This is a genomic window from Sulfitobacter sp. KMM 9851 (assembly GCF_057178245.1).
The window spans coordinates 2265661-2278070 of the sequence record NZ_CM169991.1 but is presented as its reverse complement, the minus strand read 5'-3'; the positions used below and the strand labels follow the sequence as shown (position 1 = coordinate 2278070).

Annotated in this window: 12 protein-coding genes and 1 pseudogene; 3 read left to right on the top strand and 10 right to left on the bottom strand. The window is 56.8% G+C overall.

Annotated elements, in window-relative coordinates; genetic code table 11:
• Positions 1-36: 36 nt before the first annotated feature.
• Complete coding sequence (locus AC1965_RS11255; protein ID WP_483883963.1) at positions 37-744, top strand: IS6 family transposase; 708 nt, start codon at positions 37-39, stop codon at positions 742-744.
• A gap of 312 nt (positions 745-1056) precedes the next feature.
• Positions 1057-2464: pseudogene (locus AC1965_RS11250) on the top strand (IS3 family transposase).
• Here AC1965_RS11250 and AC1965_RS11245 read toward each other — a convergent pair.
• The 4 genes from AC1965_RS11245 to AC1965_RS11230 all read right to left on the bottom strand — a co-directional run bounded on the left by AC1965_RS11245 (position 2409) and on the right by AC1965_RS11230 (position 5716).
• Positions 2409-2837 (bottom strand): ATP-binding cassette domain-containing protein, encoded by a 429-nt coding sequence (locus AC1965_RS11245; protein WP_483883962.1) that lies wholly within the window; start codon positions 2835-2837, stop codon positions 2409-2411. The pseudogene AC1965_RS11250 and the gene AC1965_RS11245 sit on opposite strands and share 56 nt — an antisense overlap.
• Positions 2834-3589: an ABC transporter permease gene (locus tag AC1965_RS11240; RefSeq protein ID WP_483883961.1), complete on the bottom strand. Its 756-nt coding sequence runs from the start codon at positions 3587-3589 to the stop codon at positions 2834-2836. The genes AC1965_RS11245 and AC1965_RS11240 overlap by 4 nt, the downstream gene beginning before the upstream one ends.
• Before the next feature lie 66 nt (positions 3590-3655).
• The gene (locus tag AC1965_RS11235; RefSeq protein ID WP_483883960.1) at positions 3656-4522 is read right to left on the bottom strand and encodes an ABC transporter permease; all 867 of its coding nucleotides are present in this window, start codon (positions 4520-4522) and stop codon (positions 3656-3658) included.
• A gap of 81 nt (positions 4523-4603) precedes the next feature.
• Entirely contained in the window at positions 4604-5716 is a 1113-nt protein-coding gene (locus AC1965_RS11230; RefSeq protein WP_483883959.1) for a polyamine ABC transporter substrate-binding protein, read from the bottom strand.
• A 105-nt stretch (positions 5717-5821) separates the two neighbouring features.
• Between AC1965_RS11230 and AC1965_RS11225 the strand changes: the two genes are divergently transcribed.
• Positions 5822-6757 (top strand): LysR substrate-binding domain-containing protein, encoded by a 936-nt coding sequence (locus tag AC1965_RS11225; protein WP_483883958.1) that lies wholly within the window; start codon positions 5822-5824, stop codon positions 6755-6757.
• A 117-nt stretch (positions 6758-6874) separates the two neighbouring features.
• Here the strand turns inward: AC1965_RS11225 and AC1965_RS11220 are convergent, their stop codons facing one another.
• From AC1965_RS11220 to AC1965_RS11195, 6 genes are read right to left on the bottom strand one after another with little or no spacing between them, the layout of a single operon-like run.
• Positions 6875-8407 (bottom strand): hypothetical protein, encoded by a 1533-nt coding sequence (locus AC1965_RS11220; RefSeq protein ID WP_483883957.1) that lies wholly within the window; start codon positions 8405-8407, stop codon positions 6875-6877.
• Positions 8404-9156: a class I SAM-dependent methyltransferase gene (locus AC1965_RS11215; protein WP_483883956.1), complete on the bottom strand. Its 753-nt coding sequence runs from the start codon at positions 9154-9156 to the stop codon at positions 8404-8406. Before AC1965_RS11215 ends, AC1965_RS11220 begins: the two co-directional genes overlap by 4 nt.
• The gene (locus AC1965_RS11210; protein WP_483883955.1) at positions 9143-9847 is read right to left on the bottom strand and encodes a glycosyltransferase; all 705 of its coding nucleotides are present in this window, start codon (positions 9845-9847) and stop codon (positions 9143-9145) included. The genes AC1965_RS11215 and AC1965_RS11210 overlap by 14 nt, the downstream gene beginning before the upstream one ends.
• Positions 9831-10745, bottom strand: a complete 915-nt coding sequence (locus AC1965_RS11205; protein WP_483883954.1) for an NAD-dependent epimerase/dehydratase family protein — start codon at positions 10743-10745, stop codon at positions 9831-9833. Before AC1965_RS11205 ends, AC1965_RS11210 begins: the two co-directional genes overlap by 17 nt.
• Positions 10735-11544, bottom strand: coding sequence for a hypothetical protein (locus AC1965_RS11200; RefSeq protein ID WP_483883953.1), 810 nt, complete (start codon positions 11542-11544; stop codon positions 10735-10737). Before AC1965_RS11200 ends, AC1965_RS11205 begins: the two co-directional genes overlap by 11 nt.
• Positions 11531-12289: a class I SAM-dependent methyltransferase gene (locus AC1965_RS11195; protein WP_483883952.1), complete on the bottom strand. Its 759-nt coding sequence runs from the start codon at positions 12287-12289 to the stop codon at positions 11531-11533. Before AC1965_RS11195 ends, AC1965_RS11200 begins: the two co-directional genes overlap by 14 nt.
• Positions 12290-12410 lie beyond the last annotated feature (121 nt).

Here is a 12410-nt window from a genome sequence, read left to right as displayed (position 1 = left end):
GTTGAGACGGGGAGGGTGGATGCGTAGCCTGTCCACATGATTAAAACAGACCCATTCAAGGGCTTTCATAGCAGCCCCGAAATTATCCGCCTCGCCGTCATGTTGTATGTTCGTTTTCCTTTGTCGCTGAGAAACGTAGAAGATCTTTTGCATGAGCGCGGCATCGATATTTGCCACGAAACGGTTCGATATTGGTGGAACCGTTTTGGCCCGCTGTTTGCCGCTGAAATCCGCCGGAAACGAGTTCAGCAGATGCGCGCATACTCGAACTGGCAGTGGCATTTGGATGAGGTATTTGTGAAGATTAATGGCGAGACGCATTACCTTTGGCGTGCCGTGGATCACGAGGGCGAGGTGCTGGAAAGCTATGTCACAAAGCGCCGGAATCGCAAAGCAGCGTTGAAATTCCTCAGGAAAGCTATGAAGCGTCACGGTCACCCTCATATCCTGGTGACCGACAAACTCCGGTCCTACGGCGCGGCAATGAAGGACATCGGCAACGAGCAGAGGCAGGAAACGGGTCGCTGGAAAAACAACAGAGCTGAGAATTCGCACCTTCCGTTTCGACGACGAGAACGGGCCATGCAACGTTTCCGCAGCATGCGATGTTTACAGAAATTCGCCTCCGTTCATGCCTCCGTCTGCAATCATTTCAATCAGGAACGCGCCCTCTACAGCAGAGACAAATTCGAACTAAACCGTACCGCCGCTCTTGCTGAGTGGCGCCAACTCTGTTCAGCTTAAGTCCCGGCATTTGGCGGCAAACTGAGACTGGTTCGAATCCGTCTGACAGCACCGCCAATTTTGAGTATCTCAGTCAAGTAATTGAATAATAATGATTAAATATAATAGTCGCTCACGCTCCCACACACAAAACCCACACACGTTTGTCTTCTATGTCTGACGCCAGCGCTTATGGGTCCAGATAGGGCAATTTGCTAGGAGAGGGTTTGTTTCTCATCGTAACCACTGAGGAGTGAACGATGAGAAAGACAACGAAAAGCCCCGGCGAGAAGTTCGTCAAAGATATCAAGCGCGCGCACCACTGCCCGGCAGTTGATACGCAGTATCAATGAGAGGGGCGCAAGCATTATTCATCAGAAGAGAAGATCAGGATCGTGTTGGATGGCCTGCGTGGCGAAGACAGCATTGCTGAGCTGTGCCGCCGTGAGGGGATATCACAGGGCATCTATTACAAATGGTCAAAGGACTTCATGGAAGCCGGGAAGAAGCGGCTGGCCGGGGACACTGCGCGGGCCGCAAACACCGATGAGGTGAAAGAACTGCGACGGGAGGCAAAGGATCTCAAAGAGGTGGTTGCCGAACAGACGCTCGAACTCCGTTTGCTCAAAAAAAGCATGATAGGCCCCTCTCGGCAGATTGCTTTGCAATCGCCTGCCGGGCAATGGATGGGGGCGACCACGAATGAGATACCCTGCATCAGAGAAGCTTGAGATCATCCGGCTGGTTGAGGATAGCCATCTGTCGGCACGCCTGACACTGGCCAAGCTGGGTATCCCGCGCACGACGTTCTATCGCTGGTATGATCGGTATTTGCAGCGCGGTGAAGCTGGATTGCAGGATCAAGCCCCCAAGCCAAAGCACGTTTGGAACCGCGTGCCTGACGAGGTGAAGCGCAAGGTTGTCGACTTCGCCTTGCAGGAAACAGAATTGTCACCGCGCGAACTGGCAGTGACGTTCACGGATCAGGAACGCTACTTTGTCTCAGAATCTACAGTGTATCGCGTGCTGAAAGCCCATGATCTGATCACCAGCCCTGCGTTCATCGTCATCAAGGCTGCCAATGAGTTCAAAGACAAGACAACTGGGATCAACCAGCTTTGGCAAGCAGACTTCACTTACATCAAAGTATTGGGCTGGGGCTGGTTCTATCTCAGCACGGTCCTCGACGACTACAGCCGCTACATCGTCGCCTGGAAGCTCTGCTACCACTGCCCCGAGAGGGGAACATGCGGGCCAAAGACGTTACCGATACACTGGATCGCGCATTGCAGGCGTCCGGCTGCGACCAAGTTCACGTTGTTCACAAGCCACGTCTACTCAGCGACAACGGATCCAGTTACGCCTCAGGGGACCTGGCTGAATGGCTGCAAGACAAGGGCATGAAGCACTCTCGTGGTGCGCCATATCATCTATTACCCGGCAGGCGATTGCGTAGCAATCTGCCGAGAGGGCACAAACCCAAGGCAAGATCGAGCGTTGGCATCAGACTTTAAAGAACCGCATCTTATTGGAAAATTACTTCCTGCCGGGTGACCTCGAAGCTCAGATCGAAGCCTTCGTCGATCACTACAATCACCAACGTTATCACGAGAGCATCAACAACGTCACACCTGCCGACGTCTACTTCGGCCGTGACAAAGCCATTCTAAAACAAAGGGAAAGGATCAAACGAAAGACACTCGAAGCGCGACGCTTGCATCACCGCCAGCACGCCGCATAATCAAACCACCAATATGAGCCAAACTCTCTCTTAGTTTAGGCCGCCATTGGTCCCAAAAACCCTGACGACGGACAAATTCGACGTTTTCGCGCACGGTCATATAGGGAAACAGCGCCAGATTTTGCCAGACCAGCGGGGTTTCTCGTTGCCAGACCGGCAGGTCGTTGATCTGTTGCCCGTCCAGACGAATATCGCCGCGTGTTGGCTCTTCCAGTCCGGCCATCATCCGCAAGGTTGTCGTCTTGCCACAGCCCGAGGGGCCCGTGATGGCAATGAACTCGCCTGAATCTACCGTCAGGTTGATGTCTTTGACGGCTTCGAATGTGCCGTAGGATTTGTTCAGGTTGTGCAATTCCAATAGCGGTTGGGTCATGGCGATGCTTCTTTGTTTGTGTTGGATTTCGTTGTGCGCAGCAGCAATATCTGCGCGGCAAAGACCAGGCTGAGGGTGGCCGCAAAGGCCAATGTGCCGATCACATGGATTGTCGGGTCGACTTGTCCCTGCAACGTGTTCAGCACAGTTACCGGAACAGTCTGCTCCAACCCACCGACAAACCATGCGATGGCATGTTCATCCAGCGACACGGCAAAGGTGATCAGTGCAGCCGCCCCGATGGCAGGTGCGGCATGTGGCAGTACGATCAGGCGCAGGGCCTGCCCCGGCGTCGCACCCAGGTTTTGGGCGGCGGTCTCGTATTCTGCGGGCAGCTGCTCCAGCCGCAAACGGCAGATCGCCACGGCAAAGGGCGTGGCCACGACCACATGCGCCACCATTATTGAGACAACCGTGCCCGACATCCCGATCCGCGAAAAGAATGCCAGCATGGCAAGACTGAGCACGATAATCGGCACCGTCGGCGGCAGCAGGGCCAGCGCCAGAACGCCGCGCTGTCCGAAGAACCGGAACCGGAAATCGGCATAGGCGGCGGCAAAACCCAGCGTGGTATCGACCAGCGCCGTGCTCAGCGCGATGGTCAGGCTGTTTTTCAGCGCATCCAGCGTGCGGGCATCTGCAAAGACCTGCGCGTACCATTTTGTGCTGAAGCGCGTGATGTCGAGGCTGGGAAATCGGTCTGCGCCGAACGAAAACACCAGCGCAGACAGGATCGGCGCATAAAGGATCACAAAGACCAGCGTCAGCCCGGCGAACCAGATCCAAGCGGGCAGGGCGTGTTTCAGGTGGGTGTCATATTAGTTTCCTCTCTGGCGATAGGCCCAGGTGACGGTCGCCAGAGACGGGAGCAGCAAAGCTGTCATCATCAGCTGCGACACCACCGCCGCGCGGGGCCATTGTTGGCCGCCACGGATCAGGTCGGTTAGAAGGATCGGCAGGGTCTGGAAGACACCGCCGCCCAGATAGGTGGCGCTGACGAATTCGGCATAGGTCAGCAAAAAAGCGAAGAGCACGCCAAGGCTCAGACCCGGACGGGCGGCGGGCAGGATGATGTGTCGCAAGACATGCAGCGGGCGCGCGCCCAGATTGACCGCCGCCGACATCTCTGTGCGGTCGACATTGCTCAGCGCCAGCGTTTGCAGCACCAGCACCACGGGCAGGGTCAGGGTTGCATGGCCCAGAAACAGCGCGAAATAGCTGTTCAGCAAGCTGGCACCGGAGAGGCCGATGCTGTGGAACAGCTGCGGAAGCACACCGCCCTCGCCCAAAAACACCTGCAGCGAATAAATCCGAACCAGATAGCTGGTGAAAAACGGTGCCAGCGCCAGGCCTAGAAAGGTCAGCCTTCGGGCCGGGGTGAGCAGAAACGCCATTGCGTAAGAGGCCGGAAAGGCCAGCAGTGACACCAAGACGGCGCTGAGCAGGGACAGCCCGTAGCTGCGCCAAAAGGTGGACCACAGAAAATCGAGCGACAGCACATAAGACCATGCCGACAGCGAAAGATCGGGGGTCAGACGGTAGTTTTGCACCGACCAAAACGACATGGCGACAAGCAGGGCCATCGGGCCCAGAAAGAACAGGGCGAACCAGACCGGCAGCGGGGCGGCCCACAGGCCAAGCCACGCACATCGGCGCAGGCGCACCTTCGCGGATAAGAAAGACATTGGATTTCCTTTGAGAAAAGACTGGCCCGTCCCGCGCGCTGGTGAGTAGCGTCTTGGGGACGGACCTTTTTGGGGCAGCGCTCAGGCGTTTTTGTACCGCACCCATGCGTCGTTCCACGTTTCCAGCGATTGTTGAACGGGCAGGCGGCGCAACTGGATGCGCCCGGCGCGGATTTCGTCCAGCGCGTTGGCCCCGGTCAGGCTCATGTTCTGGCGTGCCGCCTCGTTTGGGTTGATCTCATTAAGCATCGCCCAGCCTGCCTGCGTGGGCACCATCGCCGGATAGGCCTTCAGTGTTGCCGTCGCCACCTGTCCGCGCGGGCTCATCATGTAGCGGATGAATTCCTTGGCCAGATCCTGTTTGCGAGAGCCTTTGCCGATGGACAGCGACTCGGTCCATTGCAGCCCACCCTGTTCGGGAATGGTGGTGGCAACATTGGCGCCATCGCGCTGCAAGACTCCGGTGATCCAGTCGCCAATCCCCGGCATCGCCGCCACCTCGCCCGAGCGCAGCGCAGACAGCGTGCCGCCGTAGTCATAAAAACCCCGCACCTGAGGCCGCAGCGTCAGCGCAGTATCCTGCACATTCTGCCAAGCGGCTGCGTCCAGATCGAAGGGGGCCTGGTTGTCTTCGATCAGGCTGATCGTGCCAAAATTGGGCAGATGCCAGTCGAATTGCCCGACCTTGCCGCGCAAGTTATCGTGCCACATCGCCCTATAGCTGCGCGCCTCTGACCGGCTGATTGCGTCCAAATTGTGCGACAGTCCCAGAAAGCCAAAGCGCAGGAACACCGCGTAAAGCCCGTCATCGTACCAGTGGCCTTCGAATTTCTGAAACTCGGGGAAGAAATCGTCAAATGGGTAATCTGCCGGGTCCAGCTTCTCGATGTAATCGGCCTGATACAGCAGCGAGACATATTCAGCATCGGCCAGAATGACGTCGTAGGTGCCGACCGGAGACTGGGCGAATTGGGCAAGCATCTGATCACCACCAACATATTCCTTGGCGCGGATACGGACATTATGCGCCTGTTCGAACGGGCCGATGACCTCAGGATCAGCGTGACCTGCCCATGTGAGCATGGTCAGCTCGCGCAGCTCTTGGGCGCGTATAATCGACGGTGCGGCTAATAATGCGCCGCCAGCCAGACCACTTTTCAGCAGTGCGCGGCGCGAAAATTGAAAGTTTGACATATCGTCTTTCTCCCTGTTTTGCAGCTGCTACCCTCCTCGAAACGACCCTTTTGATACAAATTCGTTTATCTCAGGGGGTCATGAGTAAAACTTCACGAAGGACAGATGATGCGACGGCTTCCGCCCTTAAATTCGATCCGCGCCTTCGAAGCGGTCGCGTGCTGCCTTAGCTTTTCGTCCGCCGCTGATGAGCTGGGCGTGACCAAAACAGCCGTCAGCCATCAGATCCGACATCTGGAAAGCTATCTGGGTTTCAAGCTGATTGTGCGCAACCCGCGTGACATTGCGCTAACACCTGCGGGCGAAGAGATATTTCCCAAGCTACGCGAAGGATTCGACCTGTTGGCCGAGGCTTTTTCAGTTCTGAATACAGACATCGAAAAAAATGTGCTGCGGGTTACCACAACGCGTGCCTTTTCAGATAATTGGCTGATGCCGCGATTGTCCGACTTTCTGGCCGACAATCCAAAAATCCAGATCGAGCTTGTGACCGATGACGCCGTCCGAGACCTGACGGCCGATCGCCTTGATGTCGCGATACGTTATGGGGTTTGCCCCAGAGCTTCCACAGACAACGTCATTCTTACTGATCAGTTCATTGCCATCGGGCGGAAAGATATTATTGAACAGGGCCAATGTGCTTATCCTGTTATCGGATTTCAATGGCATAACAAATACTTGGACGGCCCGGTTTGGGACCACTGGATGGCCCAAGAGGATCAACCCTTCGAGATTGCAAGCACCCTAAGTTGCAGTGATGAATCATCGGCGCTGGAGGCTTTGGATCAAGGGTTGGGCCTGCTCTTGTGCAGTAATGTTCTGGTGTCTGATCGACTGGTGGCGGGTACGCATCAACAGCTGAGCGGCGCTCGAATGGCGGGGTTTCAATATTATATCGTTTGCAATCCCGCCTCGCGTAATAAGCTGGGCACGAAAGTTTTTATGAATTGGCTTCGGGGGCATGCACTGGAAGTACCGGTACCATCAGCGACCAGCCCGACGACCGAGACAACCGCGCATAAGCTATCAAGCGGCCACTAAATTCTGCCCAAGTTTAAAGGTGGCTGATGCCTTATTTCGCCGCTGGTTCGCGGCACCTCCCCGGGCACAGTGCCTGAACGGAGCTAACCCATAGATGAGAAGTTTCCGGGGAATGCGTCACGCCACCGTAGGTTGGGTAGGTGGTGTCCCGCGCACAAAAATATATTCCGCCGACGTTTCGTTCAGGAGCTGATACCGCTCTTTTATGTAGTGAAATACCGATGGGTAATTATTTTCAAACCGCAGTTCCTCTCGCTGATCAATGTTGGCTTTTGAAATAATGGCGATAGGAGGGGTAGAGATTTCAAGTTCCCTGATCATACGCTGTTGCGCTTCGTCGATAGCTGGGTACACCGGGAAGGTATCGTAGACTGCGGTCTTTCTGTGAAACAGCGCCAGAACTGCGGGCAAGGCGGGGGCGACGAAGATGATATCCGTAGCGCTGCTATGCGCGTGCACGACGTTGCGCAGGAGGACCAATTGCTTCTGCATGCCTTCAGGTATCTGAAAGCGATCCGCACCGTTGGTGAATATCGCGGATTTGGGCTGCCTAATACGCCATGCGCGCGAAAAGTCCTGTGTATCCCACAGCAGCGCGGCACTAAAGATACCAGACAGCAGCAGTGCGGTTAGTGCGACGGACGCGGGTAGTACCGTCGCCGATCCTGCTGCGATTGTCACGATAAAGGGCTGCATGACCTGTTGTATATGGCTCAGATCGGCGCGCGACAACGCGTGGTGGAAATAGACCAGACCACAAGCGCTTGCCGCTACCGCAAGACGCGCGTCGGAATCCGCTGTCAGGTCTATCCAGATCAATGTCGCTAGGTAGATCACCGGTAACAGCGTGAACAGCGCCTGCAAAGTAATGCGCAAGCGTGGGGTAAACGCCGAAAACTGGGGGGGAGAGCCACGCCATATCCAGGGTCGTGGAAGGACGAGATTTGTCGTACCGCGCCGAAGCAGCGCCAAAACCTTGAAATCGAGGTAGCGTCGCAGGAATCCGGGGATCAGAGCGGCGATAAGGAAAAGCACAGCCATCCCGCACAGCAGGCCGATAGAAAACCCCGCCAGCGCTTCCAAGCCAGCGAGACCTTCATGTAGCCAGAGTATGGCGAAGCTCAGGAAGGCGGCAGCGATAAAATATGTCAGGATGTTCAGGCCGAACGCGGCGGCGACGGCGCCGATAGCGCCGAGCCAGAAGGGGTCTCCGGCACCGCCGATCAGTGCAAACATTACCGCGCAGCAAACAAGGCTGAAGAAATGTTCGATCTGCTTGTGGCGCGGATGCATCCAGAACTGTGAAACGATCCCCGCCACAAGGCCCAGTATGGGATCGCCGGTAGCGACCAAAACCATGGCCGATATCAGGGCGACCGACAGCGCCGAAACGACAGCCATCGAGATTCGAATTGCAATGAACTCGGAGCCAATCAGACGGCACCACAGGGCGCACCAGTAATAGCGAGCAGGATCATAGGCGCGGAAATCCCTGATCGGCACTTCTCCTCGCAGCACGGCCTGTGTGCCGTACACCAAATAGCCTTCGTCGCCCAGATTAATATCTTTATGCAAACTGATCCAGGTAGAGCCCAGCAGCACCAGCAGCGGCGGCACTAGGCTGATCATAACATCGGTCAAAGTGGTCACGCGGCAGTTCCAGGAAGTTCGGCGCTGATGAGTTGAAATGCCTGCACGCGGTCGAGCAATGGGATGCTCTCAAAGCCGCGTTCGAGCGTGGCCGCCCCGGACCTGTTGCGCAGAAACGGAGGGAGAATGCCAAACCTGTGTAAACGTGGGTTCACAAACCCTGCGTCCTTCAATCGGCGCGCTGTTTGACCCGGTGTCAGATCGAGAATCCCTCGCTCTGCCTTCCATGACATGGTTGGGGAAAGCGTGATCTGAAGATAGAAAAGGGGGCAGAAGGGGTTTGGTTCAAGGAAGATGATCCGTCCCTTCGGCTTAAGCAGCTGAGCACAGCTTGCGAAAGCCTTATCCAGATCGAAAAGGTGATGCAGAACAAAGAACCCGATCACATGGTCATATTGGCCAATCATTTCTGACGGCGGTGTCAGTAGGTCGGCCTGGTGCGTTTTTACGACCGCCCGACCGTTCGCCTGCACCTGCATTTGTTCCAAAAGCTTGCCCGACAGCTCCAGCCCTTCGACAACATAGCCGCGTTCAGCGAGTGGGATGGTGTATTTGCCCATGCCACAGCCCACGTCGAGAATCCGGTCGCCCCGGTTTATGCCACTGACGTCAAGCACCCTGTTGAGTTGATTGGTGATGTAGGGTGTCGACCGGACCATGATCCGGTGGTTGGCCTCTGGCTCGCGGGTTTCATAATACCGGCGTTGCAGGTCGTTATGCGTCTCGCGGGCCGTATCAGAGTGATCCATAGCGAAGCCTTTCTTCGAGAATACAGGCGAAATTGGATAGCGCGGTGGTCAGCCGCATGCGCCCGGTATAGGCGGACTGCCCCGCCGTGCGATGGTTCCGCCGAACCGAGATGGATTCGATCGTCGTGGCGTGACAGCCAATCATGCCAGCGAGATGGAAACGGGAATTGCCTGACGCCACGAGACGGGCTGCAAGTTCTCCGCGCAGGGCGACGAAGCCGCCCGCACCCCGGGGCAGCGCGGCCATCCGGCAGACAAGCGCGCGATACAGATGCGACGACGCCATGCGGAACCGCGACTGGTAGGCTCCAACCCTTGTAGCGAACACGGCATCGGCCCCGCTGTCCCAGAGCGTTGCCAGCATCAGCGGTATTGCAGACGGTGGATCCTGGAGGTCGGCATCCATTACAACCACGTCTTGGCCCGCGGCATGGGCCAGACCTTTGCGGATCGCCCGCTGCTGGCCGCAATTGGAACGGTTGATGACGAGAACGAGATCTGGATCAGACTGTGCCAGCCCCCGGATGATATCAAGCGATCCGTCACCTCCGGCATCATCGACAAACACAAAGCGCGCCGAGGCATTTACCTCCGCCACGGCAGCGCAAACCTGATCGTAAAGGCTGCGCAACGTCGCGGCATTGCGGTAGACGGGAACGAGGATCGTCACCTGTTTAGGACACGGGTTCATGATGCGCTCCTTCGGCAACAAGCTCGCGCAGCCCCTCGCGCAGGGAAATGCTTGGCGCCCAGCCAAGCAAGGCGCGGGCCGGATCAGGATCGGTTTGCCAGCCCTCCCTGTCCCAAGCGCGCTCCATTGTGGAATCGAGGTGCGTCCGGATCGTCTTGCCTGTCAGTTGCTCGAGCAAGGACACGACGGCGCGTGCCGACCATTCCTGACCGGTTACGATGTCTGCAACAGCATATCCCGGGCGGACAGATTGCACAGCCGCAACACAGGCACGGGCCACATCGCGCACATGGACGAAATCCTTGGTCAAATTGTCCGGGGCCAGCGGAAGGGAACGTCCGCTCCCTGCGATCCGGAGTGCCGTGGGGATCAATTTGTCCGAGTCTTGCAGCGGCCCGTAGACGTAGTTTGTCCGCAGATGGGTCAAAGGAACGCCCAACGCGCAGGCGCACTCGCGCATCTTTGTCGCAGCATGGACCCTACTAAGCGCATAGGGCGTCGCGTCAGCGCCTGTTGCCTGTTTTTCAAGCGAGCTGCCGATGGTCACGAATTTACAAAAGCCTGGATATTGGCAAGCCTCTAACAACGAGAGCGCGGCAGTGACGTTCGTTTGTTGAAGCGTGGTGGGGGACGTATTGTCGCGGCAGACTGCCAGGTTGAACACGGCATCGGGCCGAAGGGAGCGTACAAGGTCTGGAACGCGGCCGTCGTCGGTTACATCGGCATGATGAATGACGGGGCGCAGGCCCAGTGTACTGAATCTTGGCGTTGCGGAGCCGGGCCGCAGAATGGCATGAACCGTAACGCCGCGTTTTAGAAAGTTGGCGATCAGATGGCAGCCGACGAACCCGCCCGCACCGGTTATCAGGACAGAGCGGATAGTAGCATCAGACCACACGCTCAAGCCCTTCCAGTTTCAGTACTGTGTTTACTGCATCAGCGGCGTCGTGCTGTTGCTCTACCTCGGAACGACGGCGATATCGTTGCAAATCCGCCTGAATTGCGCGAAGCGCTTCGGCAGGATCGAGGGTGACTGAATCTCGGTAGAAGGAACGCCGTAAAAAGGTAAAGCGGCAGTCAAGCCGAGCCATCGCGGCATATAGGTGATGTCCGGGCAGAGGGTCGCCGAGCCCGGGCAAGGTCAACCCACCAAAGCCAAAGGCGATATCGCTACAACAGTCACGCATATCCTCAAGCAGACCATCTGCCAGCGGTGCGAATATGGTACGGCTGCCGCGGTCGATACGCAGATCGTTCAACCCGACATAGATCCGGTCGGCGGGCAGGGTGGCGATATCTCTGATATCAGCAACCGCTCCGCGTGTTTCGACCATTAAGGTCACTTTGCAGGCACCATCAACCCTCCGCAGGAACCGTTCGGCCTGCGCTGCACTGGTCAGCATGGGCACGATAATCTCGTCCGCGCCTTCTCCGATCACAGCAGAGAGTTCATGATCGTCAGGGTCAGATCGGCTGACCCGGCACAAGACTTTCTGGTCGGTTCTGCCTCGCAAGGCAATCAGGTCAGCAATGCCATGATTGTTGATCTCGGTATCATAGCCAGACTGGCGTTGCCGTTTTTCCCAAATTTCCAGATTCACGATGACCCCTGCCGCGCCAGCCTCGAGATATGCGGCGGATACGTCGAGATCGCGGTGAAACAGCAGGAGGTCGAAGGTGTCGTCAACTGGGGACATGGGCGGCATCATACGGCTTTCTGGCGGTTACGAGGATGGAAGAGCCGTACGGCATGACCAAACCCATGCGGGCCAGTTTCACTTCGAACAGATTGACACTCAGTAGCAAACGGCTGATCGGACCGGGCGGGTTGTCTTCGAGATTCCTGATGCGCGAGCCGCGCTTTCCCAACAGCCGTGCCATTACAACTATCGGAAAAAGCAGGCACTGATACCACCGGATGCGTTTTATCGTCAGCCCGCCTCCTTCAATCAATGCGCGGACACTGCGCTTGGAATACCTTCGCCGGTGCCCGGCGTCGACGTCCCGATAGCTCCACAGCCACTGATAGGCCGGAACCGCCACCAGCATGGTGCCTCCGGGTCTGAGTATTCTGTAGGCTTCCCGCAAAGCGAGTTCGTCGGGAACGTGTTCCAGCACGTCAAGCGCCAGAACGAGGTCGACCGAGGCATCCGGCAGCGGCAGATCAGAAACATCAGCAGTCACGACCGATACTGAGGGGTCGTCAAAGTCGTTTGCGATCAATTCAGCATGTGCGTCAATACCGATGATGTGTCGGGCATGTTTTTTCCAGGCAATCAGGCCATCGCCTGCACCGCAGCCAAGATCGACTGCAATCTCTGCCGTTTGCTTCAAGTCTTGTGAAAGGATGACGTCAATCAATCTGCGCCGCCCTTCGAACCAGAAGTGATCGGGAGCGATCTGCTGCAACACATGGAAACGTTCGGCGGTGAAATCTTGCATAAAAGGTCTCAGATGCGACGTTAAAAATTCAGCTATAGAAGCTGCACATAACCTTGCCAAGGCAGATCACACGCAGAAAGGCCGCAGCCTTTCATGCGCCGTATTGACTGACGAAGCGATG

What these genes read in the sequence shown, in the direction of transcription:
- AC1965_RS11235 (WP_483883960.1), bottom strand. Translation starts at nt 4,522, where the DNA reads ATGTCTTTCTTATCCGCGAAGGTGCGCCTGCGCCGATGTGCGTGGCTT.
- AC1965_RS11230 (WP_483883959.1), bottom strand. Translation starts at nt 5,716, where the DNA reads ATGTCAAACTTTCAATTTTCGCGCCGCGCACTGCTGAAAAGTGGTCTG.
- AC1965_RS11225 (WP_483883958.1), top strand. Translation starts at nt 5,822, where the DNA reads ATGATGCGACGGCTTCCGCCCTTAAATTCGATCCGCGCCTTCGAAGCG.
- AC1965_RS11210 (WP_483883955.1), bottom strand. Translation starts at nt 9,847, where the DNA reads ATGAACCCGTGTCCTAAACAGGTGACGATCCTCGTTCCCGTCTACCGC.
- AC1965_RS11195 (WP_483883952.1), bottom strand. Translation starts at nt 12,289, where the DNA reads ATGCAAGATTTCACCGCCGAACGTTTCCATGTGTTGCAGCAGATCGCT.
- AC1965_RS11255 (WP_483883963.1), top strand. Translation starts at nt 37, where the DNA reads ATGATTAAAACAGACCCATTCAAGGGCTTTCATAGCAGCCCCGAAATT.
- AC1965_RS11245 (WP_483883962.1), bottom strand. Translation starts at nt 2,837, where the DNA reads ATGACCCAACCGCTATTGGAATTGCACAACCTGAACAAATCCTACGGC.
- AC1965_RS11215 (WP_483883956.1), bottom strand. Translation starts at nt 9,156, where the DNA reads ATGGATCACTCTGATACGGCCCGCGAGACGCATAACGACCTGCAACGC.
- AC1965_RS11200 (WP_483883953.1), bottom strand. Translation starts at nt 11,544, where the DNA reads ATGTCCCCAGTTGACGACACCTTCGACCTCCTGCTGTTTCACCGCGAT.